Below are 19,015 nucleotides of genomic sequence, written 5' to 3' on the forward strand. Positions count from 1 at the left end.
TACTCATAGAGCCTATTTCGGCTCACCTGAAACAAAATTAAAACTGAATGCTCCACTATGTTTCAAAGCCAATATCATCCTGATCCGGCAATAAAATCAGCGTATTACAATATATACCCATTTGACAATTCCCAAATATTTTTGTTGTTGTCTAAAGTTTTGCTGCTTACCAGTTGCCACCTGTCTTACTATTAACTAGACCTGACTGAAGTAGCAACAATAGCAACCTTGAGTCAGGATTGAATATCTTAATCCAGTTTTGACAACCAAGACTACCGTATATAGTGTGCTGAGAATGAGTGCCAGTTCAAACACTTGGTTGCAGTGGAGTTAGCACCTAAATGGTTATTTATGTTTAAAAGAGACAACAATCCAATATATATAGTATCATGTTTTTTCAAAAGAAAGTCATGTTTTTTTGATATTTTCAAATAATTAGTTAGTTTATATTTTGGGCGATAGTTTTCAAAAGTACCTAATAAATTATGGTAAAAATGCCGAATTGTTGCCAATCCCTTATTGGCGATCGCTCCGCCCCCCGCAGGCATCGCAGATTTTTCCAGGCTACTGTGTCATCAATACTTTTGACAGCACTGTGCTTAACTACTACCTGTGCTACCAACGCCCAGGAGTCCCCGAAAACTACTAAATCAAGCCCAAGGTTAACCTCACAGTTACTTGCACCTCCTTTAACAAGTGTGCCATCCTCTGGTAATCAAATTTCCCTCAATGGACGTACCTTACCAGGAACTTGGTTGCAGCGACCCAGAAAAGCTGGTCAGATTACAACTGATCTCAGTGACGGGGCATTCAGGCAATTAATTGGAGTAAATTTCTTAAACAGTAGTGATTGGGCGAGGCAACCAATACAGTGGTTTTCATCGTTGACAAAGCCAGTAGTTTTAACCACTAGATTACTAGGAGCATATCGCTATCTGGATATTACTAATTTTGCTCAAACATCTGGATGGCAAATTCAAGCCAATGGCAACACCTTGGTAATTGCTACCCCAAAAGCACAAGTCACAAATATTATTCAGAGCCAGCAACCTTCAGATGCGAGTGTTACTCTTTTGCAACAGGCTCGGATTCTTGTCGATTTAGATCGTCCAACTCCCTGGCAAGTTACACAAGGGTCAACTGTTAAAAAAATTCCAACTCTATTTTCTGATCCAGACACACTAACCCCAAAATCCACTGTACCGCCAAATCGAGAGTGGACAATTACCTTGGATGCAATAGCCGATCCTGTTTTGATAGAACGCTATACTCCGCAGCCACCAGCAGCACCACCAACATTGCTGCCAAACCTGCTTAAACAATTATTACCAGCTACACCAACACAACTAATACCACCAGCATTAGCCCCTGAACCACTGATTCAACAAGTGGAGGTGGTGAAAAACCAAACGATTATTAGTCTGAGCGTTCCCTTTGGTCTATCGCCTCAAGTTAGTACACTTGCTAACCCCAATCGCCTGATTATCGATATTCGACCAGATGCTTTAGAAGAGCGGGATATTATTTGGGCCCCAGGATTGCGCTGGCGACAGCATTATGTCAACTTAGGCACAGATCGCTTTCCGGTGGTCTGGTTAGAAGTTAATCCCCGTAAATTTGGGCTAACGTTAAAACCCATGTGGGCTAGTGCTGATGGGGTTGCGGGTACTGCTCCCTTAATTCAAACAGCACAACGTTACTTAGCAGTAGCTGGGATTAACGGTGGTTATTTTAACCGCAATAACAGATTGCCATTGGGTGCGATTCGTCGGGATAGTCAGTGGTTATCAGGCCCGATTCTCAACCGGGGTGCGATCGCTTGGAATGATTCTGGCCAATTTTACTTCGGTCGTCTCACCTTGGAAGAAACTTTAACTACGGCAAATGACCAGCGTCTACCAATTCTATTTCTCAACAGTGGTTACGTTCAGAGCGGCATTGCTCGTTACACTCCAGCTTGGGGAGCAACTTACACACCCCTGACAGATAACGAAATTATCCTAGTGGTACAGAAAGACCAAATTACTGAACAGTTACCAGGCGGCAAAGTTGGTGGTATGGCGGTTCCCATTCCCCAGGACGGCTACCTACTAACCTTACGCGCCAACGCTGCTAGTGCTGCATCACAGTTACCTATTGGAAGTACAGTACGCATTTCCAGCACTACTGCTCCCATTGATTTTAGTCGTTATCCCTACATAATCGGAGCAGGTCCGCTATTAGTCCAAAATCGTCAAATTGTCCTTGATGCCAAAAGCGAAAAATTCAGCAATGCCTTTATTGCCGAAAAGGCTATTCGTAGCGGTATTTGCACAACAGCAACAGGCACACTAATGATTACTGCCATACATAATCGTGCCGGTGGTTATGGTCCTACGTTGGCAGAACATGCTCAATTGATGCAAGTGATCGGCTGTGTGGATGCCCTAAATTTAGACGGTGGTAGTTCGACCAGCCTTTACTTAGGAGGACAATTACTCAACCGATCGCCTACTACAGCTGCTCGTGTTCATAACGGAATTGGTATTTTCCTAAAACCACGATAATCAGGAAATAGGGAAGTCTCATAATCACCAATGCCCAATGCCCAATGCCCAATGCCCAATGCCCAATCTATCCTTTTTTAAAGTTTAGAACAAGCTGCCCTTCTGCTTGATGAAGAGTTAGTGTAGACCTCAAAGTTTTAGTAGTGATGGTTTACACCATAACCTCTGATTTTGCTATGTTTATCAAGGTGCGACAAAATTGCTAATTTTTAATGTTGCAAGATAGCACCAGAATTTTTATCAATAGTTAAGAGTACCAACGGTTTGTTATGTCTCAAAATGAGGTAACTATGGCTCGATATCAAGAAACTACACAGACTGAAACTCTACACCTCGCTCCAGCCATTACTTCCAGAGGCGTTGCTGCAACAGAGTTACGTCCTTGGGGTGCTTTTACAGTTTTGGAAGAAGGGCGCGGATACAAAATCAAGCGCATCGAAGTTAAGCCCGGACACCGCCTCAGTCTACAAATGCACCACCACCGCAGCGAACATTGGATTGTCGTCTCTGGTACAGCTAGGGTAACTTGTGGTGAGCTAGAAGTACTACTGAGCAATAATGAGTCAACTTATGTACCCCAATGTACATCTCATCGTTTAGAAAATCCTGGCGTGATCCCCTTAGTTTTGATTGAAGTGCAAAATGGCGAATACTTGGGAGAAGATGATATTATTCGCTACCAAGATGACTATGCCCGTACCAAGGATTAAAACTAAAATAACGCTATTAAAGCCTTTAGAGCTTTAATCTAAAAACTGAATATATTTTTGTGCAAATCCTCTTTGGGAACCACTGCACACCAGAAGTCCCTACCTAGTTAAGGTGGGGACTAAAGTATGTTAGTGCTATAAATGTAGTAATAGCGATCGCGCTCATGGGTTCGGTGATTTGGCGCAGGGAGATTGCGATGGTCAACCCATCTGTAAAATGAAGATGGGGTACTCAATTGCAAAAAACGATTTCCATGATTCATCTGAGTCAAGCAGCCGTGAGTGAGATTGGGCGAATAAAGTCCAAGCAGCAAGCAAATGTCTTGTTTAGATTGGCAGTAAAACCAGGTGGTTGTTCTGGGTTATTTTATGATATGTCCTTCGATAAAGTAATAAAAGTTGGCGACCAGGTTTTCGACTTGGACGAGATTCAAGTCGTCATAGATGCCGCCAGCTTAAATTACCTCAACGGTACGAGGGTAGATTATTCAGAAGACTTAATGGGTGGTGGTTTTCGCTTCCACAACCCCCAGGCGATCGCTACCTGTGGCTGTGGCAATTCCTTCTCCTTGAGTGATTAGTCATTTGCCAAAAAACAAATGGCCAATTACCAAGGAAAAATAACAATTGACATAAAACCGTAAAAAACGATATAATCAGGATTTGTTAAAACTTAGACCATAAGCAGCTTTATGCGCTGTAACTCATGCCAACAATACAGCAGCTAATACGTAATGAACGCGAACTATCGCGTCAGAAAACCAAGTCCCCGGCTCTGAAAGAATGTCCCCAACGTCGGGGCGTTTGCACCAGAGTTTACACGACCACACCGAAAAAGCCTAACTCAGCTCTACGCAAAGTAGCAAGAGTAAGACTTACCTCTGGATTTGAAGTCACCGCTTACATTCCAGGCATTGGTCACAACTTACAAGAACACTCAGTTGTGATGATTCGTGGTGGTCGGGTTAAGGATCTACCAGGCGTGAGATACCACATTATCCGTGGCACCCTAGATACAGCCGGAGTCAAAGACCGCAAGCAAGGCCGTTCCAAGTATGGAACTAAGCGTCCCAAAGAAGCGAAAAAATAGGATTAGGCGATTAATCGCATCCAACACGATTAATCGTCTAGCTAAGAAGCGCTGAAGGACAAAAAAACCGCTCATCGTCTGTGTTCTAAGAGCAGTGATTAAGGCTACTAAAGTCTATTTCAAAAAATCAAGCAAGGTACACCTTACACTAAGCGAGCAAGTGTATAGGATCTGAGGAGAACGCTGTAACCGACAGCATAATTCTCATCTGGACATTCAGGTTTACAATCTTGTCACCTTGAGTATTTAGTTGCAGGTAGCAAGTCAAGCAATTTTAGATTTACGATAGCGTAGCGTTAGCGAGTTATCGAGCGTCTTTTGGATTGGTCGAACCCACAAGGGGATAAGGCTTACAGATTTTTGATTTTTTTCGCCCCGTCAGGGCGGTAAGATATACCGAAAACTTTTAATCCAAAATCCCCAATCCCAAATTGGCAGTCAATAACTCAGGCTCGCTGCAACCGTCGAAAAAATTTCAGGAAGTCTGAGAGTTGGGTTCCACCGCTTTTAGTTTCCGGTGTCTGATAGCATATAATTTCGTTGCCAATTCCGAATTAAAGGTGAAGTATGTCTCGTCGTGGTGTTATTCAAAGGCGCCCAGTTCCGTCTGATTCCGTATATAACAGTCGCCTTGTGAGCATGATTATCAGACGGATCATGCGTCACGGCAAGAAATCACTTGCTGCACGGATTGTTTATGAAGCATTGAAAACTATTGAGGAACGCACTGGTAGCGCTGCCTTAGAAACCTTTGAAAGAGCAGTGCGAAATGCCACGCCTTTAGTAGAAGTAAAAGCTCGGCGAGTTGGTGGCGCAACCTACCAAGTACCAATGGAAGTGCGTACAGAACGCGGCACTACTCTAGCACTGCGTTGGTTAGTGCAATATTCCCGCTCAAGACCAGGCCGGACAATGGCAAGCAAACTGGCAAATGAGTTAATGGATGCTGCCAACGAAACTGGAAATGCTATTCGCAAACGGGAAGAAACGCACCGGATGGCAGAAGCTAACAAAGCATTTGCACATTATCGTTACTAAGTAAAAAAGCGATATATCGCCCTGCCGAAGCGTTATATCGTAGATTTACAAAAAGGCGGTTTTCCCTAAAAGTATAGAATCTTAACAAAGAGTAATATACAAGATATCATGAGGCAAAAACTATAGGAGGTAGCTGTGGCACGTAAGATCCCGCTAGAGAAAGTACGCAACATTGGTATTGCGGCGCATATAGATGCGGGCAAAACAACAACAACAGAGAGAATATTGTTTTACTCTGGGATAATTCATAAAATTGGCGAAGTTCATGAAGGAACTGCCGTCACAGACTGGATGGAGCAGGAGCGGGAGCGGGGAATCACGATTACTGCTGCTGCGATCACTACCAGTTGGAATGATCATCAAATTAACATTATCGATACTCCGGGTCACGTAGACTTCACAATTGAAGTTGAGCGTTCCATGCGCGTTTTGGATGGTGTAATCGCAGTATTTTGTTCTGTGGGCGGCGTGCAACCGCAGTCGGAGACAGTGTGGCGACAAGCAGATCGCTACAAAGTTCCTCGGATCGCCTTTATTAACAAGATGGATCGGACTGGAGCGAACTTCTATAAAGTTCACGAGCAGATGCGCGATCGCCTCCGGGCAAATGCGATCGCCATTCAATTACCAATTGGTAGTGAAACCGAATTCCAAGGGATTGTTGACTTGGTACGGCAACGTGCGTATATTTACGCAAATGACCAAGGAACCGATATCCAGGAAACTGATATACCCGCCGAATTGCAAGCGCAGGTAGACGAATACCGCGTCAAGCTAATCGAAGCAGTGGCAGAAACTGATGACACTCTGATGGCTAAGTACTTCGAGGGCGAAGAACTGACAGATGACGAAATCGCTCTGGGACTGCGTAAAGGCACAGTTGCTGGCACAATCGTACCAGTACTTTGTGGCTCGGCATTCAAAAACAAAGGCGTGCAATTGATGCTGGATGCCGTTGTCGATTACCTGCCAGCGCCAAGTGAAGTACCGCCAATTCAAGGCTTACTGCCGAATGGCGACACTGTTGAGCGGCGAGCTGATGACAACGAACCCCTAGCGGCTCTGGCATTTAAGATTATGGCTGACCCTTACGGTCGCCTGACATTTGTCCGTGTTTATTCTGGTGTGTTGAAAAAGGGTAGCTATGTCCTCAACGCTAGTAAGAATAAAAAAGAACGGATTTCCCGCTTAGTTCTGATGAAGGCAGATGACCGACAAGATGTCGATGAACTGCGAGCGGGTGATTTGGGAGCAGCTCTGGGATTAAAAGACACCTTGACAGGTGACACGATCTGTGATGAAGGATCGCCAGTAATTCTGGAATCTCTATTCATTCCTGAGCCTGTAATCTCGGTGGCGGTTGAACCCAAAACCAAGAACGACATGGATAAACTATCCAAGGCTCTGCAATCTCTTTCCGAAGAAGACCCCACCTTCCGTGTGCGCGTCGATCCGGAAACAAACCAAACCGTGATCGCGGGGATGGGAGAGCTACACCTAGAAATTCTAGTAGACCGGATGTTACGAGAATTTAAGGTGGAAGCGAATGTTGGTGCGCCGCAAGTAGCTTACCGGGAAACGATTCGGAAAGCTGTGAACAAAGTTGAGGGCAAATTCATCCGCCAAAGTGGTGGTAAAGGTCAATACGGTCACGTTGTGATCAATTTGGAGCCTGGAGAACCCGGTAGTGGTTTTGAATTCGTCTCCAAAATTGTCGGCGGTACAGTACCTAAAGAGTACATCAACCCAGCCGAACAAGGAATGAAAGAAAGCTGCGAATCCGGTGTTGTAGCTGGATATCCGCTGATTGACGTGAAAGCGACGCTAATTGATGGCTCATATCACGATGTAGACTCTTCAGAAATGGCTTTCAAAATCGCTGGCTCAATGGCGATGAAAGAGGCTGTGCTGAAAGCTTCACCCGTGCTGTTAGAGCCGATGATGAAAGTTGAGGTTGAAGTTCCCGAAGACTATATCGGGAATGTGATTGGCGACTTGATTGCCCGACGAGGGCAGATTGAAAGCCAAAGCACTGACCAGGGACTCGCTAAGGTGACATCGAAAGTCCCACTGGCGACCATGTTTGGCTATGCTACTGATATCCGGTCGAAGACCCAAGGTCGGGGCATCTTCTCAATGGAGTTTAGCCGCTACGAAGAAGTACCTCGCAACGTGGCTGAGGCAATCATTGCTAAAGGCAAAGGGAACGCTTAATTAAAATAAGGAAATGAGCATTCATGGCACGCGCAAAGTTTGAAAGGAATAAACCCCACATCAATATCGGTACGATTGGCCACGTTGACCACGGTAAAACTACGTTAACAGCAGCTATCACTATGACCTTGGCAGCTATGGGTCAGGCGATCGCTAAGGGCTACGACCAAATCGATAACGCGCCAGAAGAAAAGGCACGGGGCATTACGATCAATACGTCTCACGTTGAGTATGAAACCGCAAATCGGCACTATGCTCACGTAGACTGTCCAGGACACGCTGACTATGTGAAGAACATGATCACCGGCGCGGCTCAGATGGATGGTGGCATCCTGGTAGTAGCTGCTACCGATGGACCGATGCCCCAAACTCGTGAACACATCCTGTTGGCAAAACAGGTGGGTGTTCCCAGTCTGGTTGTCTTCTTGAATAAGGAAGACTTGATGGATGATCCAGAACTCCTGGAACTAGTAGAACTAGAACTGAGAGAATTGCTTTCCAGTTATGATTTCCCTGGTGATGATATCCCGATCATCAAAGGATCTGGTTTGCAAGCTCTGGAAGTAATGGTCAAGAATCCTAAGACCCAACGGGGTGAAAATCCTTGGGTAGACAAAATCTACGAATTGATGGATGCTGTAGATTCTTTCATCCCCACCCCTGAGCGGGATGTTGATAAGCCCTTCCTGATGGCTGTAGAAGACGTATTCTCAATTACAGGTCGTGGTACTGTCGCCACCGGTCGGATTGAGCGGGGTATTGTGAAAGTTGGCGATAACGTTGAACTAGTGGGTATCAGAGATACTCGCGCCACTACCGTAACTGGTATTGAAATGTTCAAGAAGAGTCTTGACCAAGGTATGGCTGGGGACAACGCTGGCGTACTCCTCCGGGGTATCCAGAAAGCTGATATTGAACGCGGTATGGTAATCGCCAAACCAGGTTCAATTAAACCTCATATTCAATTTGAAGGTGAAGTTTACGTTTTAACAGAAAAAGAAGGTGGTCGTAAAACTCCATTTTTCTCCGGCTATCGCCCCCAGTTCTACGTGCGGACAACTGATGTAACTGGTACTATTAGAGCCTTTACCTCCGATGATGGTAGTGAAGCCGAAATGGTAATGCCAGGCGATCGCATCAAGATGACAGTAGAATTGATCAACGCGATCGCTATTGAACAAGGAATGCGCTTCGCTATCCGCGAAGGTGGTCGCACCATCGGTGCTGGTGTCGTCTCCAAAATTTTGAAGTAGCACCTTTTTGCTCACAAAGAAGGAGCAGAGATGGTATTTATTATGCCTCTCTGCTCCTTTCTCTTCCCTCTATAAATAAGGTAATAGGTTACAGGGGACAGGTGATAGTTTTCTATAACCTCTAACTTGTAACCTTTATCCTGTAAATACTCCCCTAATTACGCAGAACCTGGAAAATTAAAGATGGCAACTCTACAGCAGCAGAAAATTAGAATTCGCTTACAGGCTTTTGACCGCCGCCTATTAGATACATCTTGCGAGAAGATTGTAGACACCGCTAACCGCACCAATGCTACAGCCATAGGCCCAATTCCTTTACCAACAAAACGCCGAATCTATTGTGTGCTGCGATCGCCTCACGTAGATAAAGATTCACGGGAACACTTTGAAACCCGTACTCATCGCCGGATTATTGACATTTATCAGCCTTCTTCTAAGACTATCGATGCCCTGATGAAATTGGATCTACCATCGGGTGTAGATATCGAAGTTAAACTTTAATTGGTTATTAGTCATTAGTCATTAGTCATTAGCAAAGAACAAATGACTAAGGACATTAGTATGAATATTTACATAGCCCTGAAGAAATATATCTCAGGGCTTTTATTTAGCTAGAAAACAAATGATAGAATGTAGAGAAAGTACGGGAAAAGCAGAGAAGAATTATTTTTTAAGATTAAGTTTATACCAAGGTAACAATGACATCATCTTCTAAAATTGCAGTTCGTGAACTACCTCTGTTCCCGTTACCCGAAGTAGTTCTGTTTCCTACTAGGCCATTACCCCTGCACATTTTTGAATTTCGCTACCGAATCATGATGAACACGATTTTGGAGAGCGATCGCAGGTTCGGTGTTTTGATGTTCGATCCTGTAAAAGGCACAATTGCAAACACTGGTTGTTGTGCGGAAATTGTTCATCACCAGCGTCTGCCAGATGATCGGATCAAGATGTTGACTTTAGGGCAGCAAAGATTTCGTGTATTAGAGTATGTTCGTGAAAAACCATACCGCGTTGGCTTGGTGGAGTGGATTGAAGACCAAGCGCCAACTAAAGATTTGCGACCTTTGTCAACTGAAGTAGAACAACTACTTCGAGATGTTGTGCGTCTGTCAGCCAAATTAACCGAACAAAATATCGAGTTGCCAGAAGATTTGCCTGACCTACCAACAGAGTTATCTTATTGGGTAGCCAGTAATCTTTATGGTGTCGCCGCAGAGCAACAGTTATTGCTAGAAATGCAAGATACTTCAACTCGTCTAGAGCGGGAAGCAGAAATTTTAACTTCTACTCGGAATCACTTGGCAGCTCGCGCTGTTCTCAAAGATACATTTAATCAAAAGTAAGGAGTTGGGAGTTGGGAGGGAGGAGTTAGGAGTGAGGAGTTAAGAAAAAATAACAAAAAATAAAAGATTGACAACTTATAATTTATATTCCCTAACTGATAACTCTTAACTTCTTAAGTAACAGCGCTGATCGGCAAAACATTGTAAGCGCCAAGAATTTTTAAAATCTCTGTGTGGATAGCTAATTCTGCTAAAGCAGATTGCATTTGTGCTTCCTTGGCATCCGCTTCTAAATCCATGAAAAACAGGTATTCGCCTAGCGATCGCTTCGTCGGACGAGATTCAATCCGGCTGAGGTTAATCCCTAACTGAGCAAATATTTGCAAAGGTTTGACTAATGCTCCGGGTGTGTTGGTAGGCATACTAAAAGCCAGCGATGTATGACTGGTAGGCACTTTTGATGTCTGGTATTCAGCGATCGCTTCACCGTGACTTACTACCCAAAAACGAGTAAAGTTTTCTGGATAGTCGTTAATGCCACTAGCAAGTATGGGCAGGTTGTAGAGTTGAGCTGCTCTACTAGAAGCGATCGCTGCTGTTGTTGTATCTTGCTCTAATCCCTGTAGTGCTTCGCTTGTGGAATTGCTGGGAATAATTTGTACAGTCGGGAGAAACCGCTCTAACCATCCCTGACATTGTGCCAAAGCTTGGGGATGAGAGTAAACAGTTTCAATCCTATTTAAATTAGACGCGCAGGAAATTAACATATGGGCAATGGGTAATACCAAAGCCAACTGAATTCGCAAACTGTCGAACTGCCACAGGGTATCCAGTGTTATGGTAACACTCCCTTCAATAGAATTTTCCACTGGCACCACAGCCAACTGGGCTTCACCATCAGCAACGGCGTGTAGTGATTGAGAAATGGTGGGATAAGGGCATAATATAGCTTCAACTCCCGTACTTTTGTTCAACAAGTTGACATAAAAAACAGCTGCTTGTTCTGTGTAAGTGCCGGGAGGCCCTAAATGTGCAATCAGTAAAGTCATGTGTTTTTTAGTTATCTGTTCAATTTATAGACTATATCGTGCGTAAACCCAGCCTTTTTTTATTGACCGAGAATATTACTTTAATTTGATTCATTTAATTACGTAGCGCTCTTTTTAGTAGTGTAATTATACAGTTTGTATTTGTACAACAATGTAGGTGCTTGACCAAGTAGAGCAAATGTACTAACTTAATTTCAGTGGTTATTTCAGTGAGAAATAAAGATTATGAAGTTCTCGTACACAATTCTCTATGTAAAGGATGTTGCCCAATCGGTCGCTTTTTATGAAAAGGCGTTTGGACTGAAACAGCAGTTTATTCACCAGAGCAAACAATACGCCGAGATGGAAACGGGTGGAACAACTCTCGCTTTCGCCTCAAACGAACTTGCAAAGTCTAACCTTGCCCAAGGATTCCAAGAAAACAGTCTGTCAAATCTACCTGCTGGTATTGAAGTTGGTTTTGTAACAGACGATATAACAGCAGCTTTATCGCGTGCCATAGAAGCTGGTGCTGTGATTGTTGTAAATGCCAAAGTTAAGCCTTGGGGACAAACAGTGGCTTATGTTCGTGATTTGGATGGAATTCTTGTTGAAATTGCTAGCCCAATGTAAACTAAATTAAAAAAATAAACATCATAAATTAATCAATAATAGAAGTATCAAACAATTACTTCCTTCAATTCATGGCTACCAAGTTTACTGCCTCCCAATCAGTGGAAATCGCTGTTCCAGAGCAGCCTATTCCCATTCAGCACTACTTGCGTCAGCCTCAACGTTTGGTTAAGGCTTTGGCTGACAATAGCCGGATTCAGCAGCTTTCTGAGGAAGTATTTCGCTTGAAAATGCGTCCGCTAACTTTTATGTCACTAAGTATTCAACCGACTGTGGACATGAGAGTTTGGGCAGAATCAAATGGAATAATTTATTTGCGATCGCTAGGCTGTGAAATCCTGGGTTTCGAGTATATTAACCAGCGCTTTACTCTCAATTTAAAAGGGTATTTATCTCCTCAAGAGTTTAGCACTGGCACTCGCCTGCAAGGAATAGCTGATTTAGAAGTGCAGGTGGATTTTCCACCGCCATTTTCCTTTACTCCTAAGCCAATTTTAGAAGCCACTGGCAATGCTTTGCTCAAAAGTGTGCTGTTGTCAGTCAAGCAACGGTTATTAAATCAACTTCTGGCGGATTATCGCTACTGGGTGATATCACAAACCAAAGATAGAGGACTTGACAGTGGCAGTACTGAATTGCCAATCCTGAATGCTGAGTAATATATTTAATCACTCAACATTCAGACGTTTGACTTGGCAAGGACGAAAAGATTGACGATGTAGGGGCGAAATCCCGTATTCTTGCAAAGCCAGCAAATGTCGCTGGCTACCATAACCCTTGTTACACTCCAGGTTGTACATCGGGTATTTTAATGCTAAACGTAGTATCAGTTCGTCACGCCAGACCTTGGCAACAATACTAGCAGAGGCAATAGTGAGCGATCGCTCGTCCCCTTTAACTATTGTTTGTTGCGGCAGTAGCAAGTCTTTGATTGACTGATTGCCATCAATCAGACAGAGTGCGGGTTGTACCTTTAATTTCAGCACAGCCCGCTTCATTGCTAACAGCGTCGCTTGCAAAATATTTATCTTGTCAATTTCGGCAGTAGAAGCAAACCCAATTTTCCAGTCTATAGCCAGCGCCGAAATTTGCTGCGCTAGCTGAGTTCTACGAGAACTAGACAACTTTTTACTGTCTTTAATTTTAGCTGCCATCAGTATTGGCAAAGCATGATCTGGTAGGATCACTGCTGCCGCCACCACAGGGCCAAATAGAGCGCCTCGCCCTACTTCATCCACACCTGCAACCAATCCTGGAATCCCTGACAAGGTAGAAAACTCCAGCCAATTGGATTGTTTTAAGGGTGCTGGCAACTTTTCTACCATAAAGCAAATTAATTATCCTCGATCGCGGAGGAACGACGGCGACGGCGACGGCTAGCAGTGGCGCTGTTATTGGCTTCACTTTCACTTTCATCTGCGATCGCTTCCGGGGGGAAGGCTGTTGCAGACAAAGATCCCGAAGGATTCGCAGTCAACTCCAATGCTTCAGTTGTCTCTTCTATCAAAGATTTTTGTTCTGGTTCAATAACTTTTGGTGTCAGTATTTTGCTTGGGGTTATTTCCGGTGTTGCTTTTTGAGCAATAGTGGTTATTTCAGGTGTTGCTTTTTGAGCAATAGTTGGTTCTGGGGTTGATTCAGTTGCGATCGTTGGCAGTTGCCCGGGCTGAATCACGTTAATAATCACAGACTTGGTATTTTTAACCTCTTGCTCCAACTTCACCAAGGGAGAGATTCCCATCAAGGCAAACATATCCTGTTCTTGGAGGCTCATTTCTACAGTCCTAATTTCCGGTGGCTCTACCACTGGTTTTATTGGCTCTGCCTTGATAACTTTAATCCGCTCTACTCTTTCAGTCCAACCTGGTTTACCAAGGGTGGGTGAGGGAATCTCTGGTGCAACTCCTATTTCTGGTTCCACATCAAGGTCTAAGTCTGGCTCGTTGACAAATGCCAGGGGATTGGGAACAAGCCGAGCTTCATCTTTCCCATTTAACCCATTAATGCCAATTCGACTTTTACGAGTGCGGGTACGACGCTTATTATCATTAAGTTCTTGATAACTCGGATGATTGATCAGATTTAGGTTACTCAATTCCGAGTCGCCGTCAAATGCTTCCCCAAATCCATCATAGGTTTCTCGTGGTTCCGGGATGCGGGCAGATGGCTGACGTGGTTCTCGGTGAGGCAAGGATACTAAGCGCTCACGCTCTGCTGTCTCTGTTAGTATTGGCAATCGGTTTTCGATTTCTCCAGGCAGACGCACGGTATGCCCTAAACCGCCACAGGTCGGACAAGTTTCACCAAACAATTCGTAAATGTTTTGACCCTGACGCTTGCGGGTCAGTTCTACTAAACCCAGTTCGGTGAGCTGGGCAATCTGGGGACGAGCTTTGTCTGCTTTGAGTGCTTTATTAAAGTGTTCGAGAACTTGCAGCTGATCACGTCGCAATTCCATATCAATGAAATCAATCACGATCACCCCAGCAATATTCCGCAGACGCAACTGGCGAGCAATTTCTGTTGCAGATTCGCAGTTTGTCCACAAAACCGTTTCTCTAGCTGTTGCCGATCGCGTGAAGGAACCTGAGTTAACATCGATTACGGTTAATGCCTCAGTCGGCTCAATGATAATGTAGCCTCCAGAAGGTAGGTCTACTCTCGGTTTTAGGGCTTCTCGAATCGCTGCTGTAATGCGGAAGTATTCTAAAATTGGGGAGCGATCGCGATGATGGTCTATTAACAATCCCTGCGGTGTTTGACCTCCACTCCAGTTCTGCAAGTACTGTTTCACGCGCTTCAAACCAGTACTGGAATCTACGACAATCCGATTTACATCCGCGCCGTACATATCCCGCAACACGCGTTGAATAAAGTCATCGTCCCGGTTGAGCAGTGCTGGAGCACGGGTGGACTGTGCTTCTACCTGGATGGACTCCCATTGCTTTTGCAGCACCTCCAAATCTTCCATAATCGCTTCTTCGGGTTTGCCTTCGGCTTCTGTACGCACAAGCAAACCCATTCCCGCCGGTTTGACCAAAATCGCCAGCGCCCGCAAGCGGTTGCGCTCACTTTCACTTTTAATCCGTCGGGATAAATTTACGCCCCTACCATAGGGCATTAGTACTACGTAGCGTCCGGGTAAGGTGATATTACCCGTGAGCCTGGGACCTTTTGTCCCCGTTGGCTCTTTCATTACTTGCACCAAAACTTTCTGCTGTGGTACTAGTAATTCTGTAATTGCGGCTGCGGTACGCTTTAACTTCAATGGCCCCAAATCGGTGACGTGAATAAAACCGTTGCGCTCGGGGTCGCCAATATTGACAAAAGCCGCATCTATCCCAGGCAATACGTTTTCTACTACTCCTAAGTAGATATCACCTATTTGATGATGACCGGTAGCAACAACGAGTTCCTGTATTTGATCTTCAGAAAAAACCGCAGCAATTTGGTGCTGCTCCGCGATGATAATTTGTTTTGGCATTCAATTTCCTCAAAAACTGGCAGCACCTATAGGTATGGAGGTTTGTTATACCTTTGTTGTCCCTACAACCCTCTAAAGGTGCTACTGCTAATAAAAATCGTAAACCTGATCTTCTAAGTTAAATAGCTATTGGCGCTCTTAAGAGCGTTCACACGGCTGCATATTGTTGTCAGCAATTTAAATCAACCGTCCGTAGTTGATTCGTAATGCAATACCCTCAATCAAGAGAGTTCTGAGTTGAAAGTTCTAAATCCTGAGTCAGCTTTTAACTCAGGATGCTTGATTTGAGAGTAACCTACTGAAGTCGTTAAGAAAAAGAAACTATTTCTATTTTCCATTCCCCGGATTTATCCTTAGGGTTATACTCAGCAACGCCAGCTGCTACCTGCCTTAAAGCTGCCCTAGCCTATGGCAAGTTGCCCTTTGCGCGTCTATTGAACGTCTACAATTCGGCATAACCGACGGCCGTTGCTTCAACTCTAGAAAAGTAATGCACTAGCTCTTGGGAACTACTGTAGATTAGACATTCAGCAGTTGTTTAAAAAGCATGAATTTAGAGAAGCTAACCGAGCCTGCTGTTACTTACTGATTCACAAGGTAGCTATAGAAAGAGTGTTCTTTAATCTGCCTTTTGTTTATCTGGGATAAAATCCTAGAAGTTACACTCTAGTATGTATGCTTTTGCCCCCTGAATACCAGGGTAGTGAACCAGCTAATTCAATGCAGCGCCAGAAAATTTCTCTTCACACTATTCTAACGCAACCTTGCTAAAAATCAATTCCGACGATTTGCAATGTTAGGACAACTACGAGCAAGCTGCCCTACAGGGATTATACTCCTAAAATTAGCCGATTGCGGTGGATGTGCAGGAGTTGAAATTCTACACTAGCCACTGTCTGTAGCATAAACAGGATTTGTTCGGGACGCAACACTAAACCGTCCTGGCGATAGCTACCTAAATAACGGATCACAGATGACATAGATTCTGCTGTGCTATTGTGGGTTTCGACTAATTCCAGTTCAAATAAGCGATCGCGCAGATTTATTAACTGGCTTTTGCCTGACTTAGTTGTTTGCTCGTACCAAAGTTCCTTTTTCGCTTTGATTGTATCAATCCAGTCTTGCCATTGTATAGGTGTTGTTTCTTCAAGCGCTGCGACAGTAATCAAATACTCGGCGGCTTCCAGGAGTTGGGTAGCGGCACTAGTTTTTAAATCTATCTGCTCCACATTATATATAGGTATGTCTGTGGGCATTTCACGAGCCAACTGTTCTCGGAAAGTATCAACTTCCACTGGCACAGTTAACTCAAAATCTACTATTTCACCACTACTAGTAGCCCCTAAAGCCAAAGCAGTTGCTACAGAAATTCGCGGCATGGGATGAAATCCACCAGTGAAAGCGATTGGCAAGCTTGCTCGTCGCACAACTCGGTCAAATAGACGGATTAAATCTAGGTGGCTGAGCAAAGCCATATTACCCTGTTTCCCAAACCAAACTCTCAGTCTTTGTGCCTTAGTTTTGTTGGGGACAAACTCCCCAGCGAATTTTGGGATAGCGGGTGATTCAATCACGATGTTATGGCCAAAGTCGGTGCCACAAACGCCACAGTGAGAACAACCTTCAAAAGAGCAGTCGGGTACAATTGCAGCTTCCAAGGCGCGTTGCAAGTCTTCTTGGAGCCACTTTTTGTCAATCCCGGTATCAATATGATCCCAAGGTAGGGGAGTATCGAGGGAGTGGGGAGTGGGGAGAGACGCGATTAATCGCGTCTGTACAATTAGGAGTGGGATATTTTCTGCATCTGGCGATCTCTTGTGATCTTGTGCGTGAAACAAATTCCATTCGCCATTTTCTACTTGGCGGTATTTCCAATCTAGACCGGCTTGAGCGATCGCAGATGCCCAAGCACTAAAAGCCTGATCTAAATTTTCATACCAGGAATCCATTCCTGCGCCCAATTCCCAGGCACGCCGCACTACTTTTCCCAAACTGCGATCGCCTCGTCCCACAAAATCTTCCATTGCCGAAATGCGGACATCGGTAAAATTTACCTTCAATCCCTTGATCCGGCGGAATTCTTGCCGCAACAGGTTTTGTTTACGCTTAAATTCAGTAGTCGAAACTGAGTGCCACTGGAATGGTGTATGGGGCTTGGGTGTAAAGTTAGAAATCGTCAGGTTAAAGTTTAGGGGTTTTCTACCTTTGCCCCGACATTCTCGCTGTAACCAGCTTACTGTTTCCGCAATGCCCAAAACGTCAACATCCGTCTCCCCCGGCAAGCCAATCATAAAATACAACTTTATTTTATCCCAGCCTTGCTCCCAAGCCGTTTTCACCCCCCGCAACAATTCTTCATTGGTCAAACCCTTATTTACGATGTCTCGCATCCGCTGAGTTCCAGCTTCTGGAGCAAAAGTCAATCCCCCTTGGCGCGTACCTCCAAGGATGTTAGCAATATTCTCATCAAATCTGTCTACCCGTTGGCTTGGTAGAGTCAGAGAAATGTTTTCATTTTTTAAACGATTTTTGATTTCCATCCCCACTGCTGGTAGGGACAAATAATCAGAACAACTCAGAGATAGTAGGGAAAACTCATTGTAACCAGTTGCCCGCATCCCTTGTTCAATTGCTTCTACAACCTGATCGGGTTCTACATCCCGTGCTGGTCGAGTCAGCATTCCTGGTTGACAGAAGCGACAGCCACGAGTGCAACCCCGCCGAATCTCAATGGTCAAGCGGTCATGCACCGTTTCTACATAGGGAACTAACCCAATGGAATATGCTGGTATGGGAGTTGCAACCCGCCGCAAAATTCGTTTTGGCACCTCTGGGCGACGCGGATGAACTGAGCCATCCTCTGCCATGTCGTAAAACTGGGGGACATATACACCTGGTATCTGTGCCAAATCCAGTAATAAATTTTCCCGACTGAATCCTGCTTGTTTGCCTTCTTCCAATACCAAACCAATTTCTGGCAGTAGTTCTTCACCATCTCCAAGGGCGAAAAAGTCGAAGAAGTCGGCGTAAGGCTCAGGATTCGATGTTGCTGTTTGCCCACCAGCAAAAATCAACGGAAACTGGGATTGGAGATTAGTAAATTCTCCCCCGACTTCCCCTGCTTTTTGCCTCTCTCGCCACGTCAAGGGAATTCCAGCCAAATCCAACATTTCCAGGATATTAGTTGCACCCAGTTCGTAACTGAGGCTAAAGCCTAAAATGTCGAATTCTGTGAGCGATCGCTTTGACTCTACCGCAAACAACGGCGTATTAGTTTCGCGTAGTTTGGCTGCCAAGTCTTTTCCTGGGAGGTAGGTGCGATCGCATAATTGACGCGGTTGGGCATTCAAAATGTTGTATAGGATAATGTGTCCTAAATTGGATGCACCGACTTCATAGACTTCTGGGTAGGTTAAAACCCAGCGTATTTCTGTCGTATCCCAACCTTTGTGTACTGCTAAACGCTCATTACCCAGGTAACGCCCTGGTTTTAAAATATCCGATGTTATTAATTTTTCAACTGCAACAGCCACTGTGCTATCTTCTAGCTACCTTAATTACAGCTACTCAAACCCAACTTTAGCATTGAATTAGGTCTTTTAACATAGTTTATCGTTGCAGCTTACAACACCTTTACTTGACATCCTCACCGGACTAAAGCCACGGTGATTCCCAAACATTACTATTTGGGTTCCTGCTTCATAGCAACTGCCTCCACCTCCCGAAGGGTAAT

Annotated in this window: 15 protein-coding genes; 11 read left to right on the forward strand and 4 right to left on the reverse strand. The window is 44.6% G+C overall.

From position 1 onward, the window contains the following. Window positions 1–485 precede the first annotated feature (485 nt). The 9 genes from V7K15_RS14610 to V7K15_RS14650 all read left to right on the forward strand — a co-directional run bounded on the left by V7K15_RS14610 (window position 486) and on the right by V7K15_RS14650 (window position 10,197). Entirely contained in the window at window positions 486–2,546 is a 2,061-nt protein-coding gene (locus V7K15_RS14610; RefSeq protein WP_442949676.1) for a phosphodiester glycosidase family protein, read from the forward strand. Window positions 2,547–2,836: 290 nt separating this feature from the next. Further along, window positions 2,837–3,256, forward strand: a complete 420-nt coding sequence (locus V7K15_RS14615) for a cupin domain-containing protein (protein ID WP_292796943.1) — start codon at window positions 2,837–2,839, stop codon at window positions 3,254–3,256. A gap of 254 nt (window positions 3,257–3,510) precedes the next feature. Continuing rightward, complete coding sequence (locus tag V7K15_RS14620; RefSeq protein ID WP_292796981.1) at window positions 3,511–3,837, forward strand: HesB/IscA family protein; 327 nt, start codon at window positions 3,511–3,513, stop codon at window positions 3,835–3,837. A gap of 125 nt (window positions 3,838–3,962) precedes the next feature. Then, a complete protein-coding gene (gene rpsL / locus V7K15_RS14625) occupies window positions 3,963–4,346 on the forward strand; it encodes a 30S ribosomal protein S12 (RefSeq protein ID WP_292796945.1) in 384 nt (127 codons plus the stop codon). 567 nt (window positions 4,347–4,913) lie between these two features. Next, on the forward strand, window positions 4,914–5,384 hold the full coding sequence (gene rpsG / locus V7K15_RS14630; protein ID WP_334906201.1) for a 30S ribosomal protein S7: 471 nt from the start codon (window positions 4,914–4,916) through the stop codon (window positions 5,382–5,384). A gap of 135 nt (window positions 5,385–5,519) precedes the next feature. After that, window positions 5,520–7,598, forward strand: coding sequence for an elongation factor G (gene fusA, locus V7K15_RS14635; protein ID WP_334906202.1), 2,079 nt, complete (start codon window positions 5,520–5,522; stop codon window positions 7,596–7,598). Window positions 7,599–7,621: 23 nt separating this feature from the next. Beyond that, the gene (gene tuf, locus V7K15_RS14640) at window positions 7,622–8,851 is read left to right on the forward strand and encodes an elongation factor Tu (RefSeq protein ID WP_334906203.1); all 1,230 of its coding nucleotides are present in this window, start codon (window positions 7,622–7,624) and stop codon (window positions 8,849–8,851) included. Window positions 8,852–9,034: 183 nt separating this feature from the next. Beyond that, entirely contained in the window at window positions 9,035–9,352 is a 318-nt protein-coding gene (gene rpsJ, locus V7K15_RS14645; protein ID WP_008232935.1) for a 30S ribosomal protein S10, read from the forward strand. A 197-nt stretch (window positions 9,353–9,549) separates the two neighbouring features. Then, window positions 9,550–10,197, forward strand: coding sequence for an LON peptidase substrate-binding domain-containing protein (locus V7K15_RS14650; RefSeq protein WP_334906204.1), 648 nt, complete (start codon window positions 9,550–9,552; stop codon window positions 10,195–10,197). Window positions 10,198–10,310: 113 nt separating this feature from the next. Here the strand turns inward: V7K15_RS14650 and pheA are convergent, their stop codons facing one another. After that, window positions 10,311–11,186: a prephenate dehydratase gene (gene pheA / locus V7K15_RS14655; protein ID WP_334906205.1), complete on the reverse strand. Its 876-nt coding sequence runs from the start codon at window positions 11,184–11,186 to the stop codon at window positions 10,311–10,313. Window positions 11,187–11,411: 225 nt separating this feature from the next. Between pheA and V7K15_RS14660 the strand changes: the two genes are divergently transcribed. Together V7K15_RS14660 and V7K15_RS14665 are read left to right on the forward strand one after the other, a co-directional pair. Continuing rightward, window positions 11,412–11,798: a VOC family protein gene (locus tag V7K15_RS14660; RefSeq protein WP_334906206.1), complete on the forward strand. Its 387-nt coding sequence runs from the start codon at window positions 11,412–11,414 to the stop codon at window positions 11,796–11,798. A 71-nt stretch (window positions 11,799–11,869) separates the two neighbouring features. Continuing rightward, a complete protein-coding gene (locus tag V7K15_RS14665; RefSeq protein ID WP_334906207.1) occupies window positions 11,870–12,457 on the forward strand; it encodes a DUF1997 domain-containing protein in 588 nt (195 codons plus the stop codon). 9 nt (window positions 12,458–12,466) lie between these two features. Here V7K15_RS14665 and V7K15_RS14670 read toward each other — a convergent pair whose 3' ends face one another. The 3 genes from V7K15_RS14670 to V7K15_RS14680 all read right to left on the reverse strand — a co-directional run bounded on the left by V7K15_RS14670 (window position 12,467) and on the right by V7K15_RS14680 (window position 18,815). Beyond that, entirely contained in the window at window positions 12,467–13,123 is a 657-nt protein-coding gene (locus tag V7K15_RS14670; protein WP_334906208.1) for a ribonuclease HII, read from the reverse strand. 8 nt (window positions 13,124–13,131) lie between these two features. Beyond that, on the reverse strand, window positions 13,132–15,282 hold the full coding sequence (locus V7K15_RS14675) for an Rne/Rng family ribonuclease (RefSeq protein WP_334906209.1): 2,151 nt from the start codon (window positions 15,280–15,282) through the stop codon (window positions 13,132–13,134). Window positions 15,283–16,112: 830 nt separating this feature from the next. Further along, the gene (locus V7K15_RS14680) at window positions 16,113–18,815 is read right to left on the reverse strand and encodes a TIGR03960 family B12-binding radical SAM protein (protein WP_334906210.1); all 2,703 of its coding nucleotides are present in this window, start codon (window positions 18,813–18,815) and stop codon (window positions 16,113–16,115) included. Window positions 18,816–19,015: the final 200 nt, after the last annotated feature.

Origin of the sequence: Nostoc sp., from assembly GCF_036919815.1 — a bacterium.
In the GTDB taxonomy this organism is placed as follows: domain Bacteria; phylum Cyanobacteriota; class Cyanobacteriia; order Cyanobacteriales; family Nostocaceae; genus Nostoc.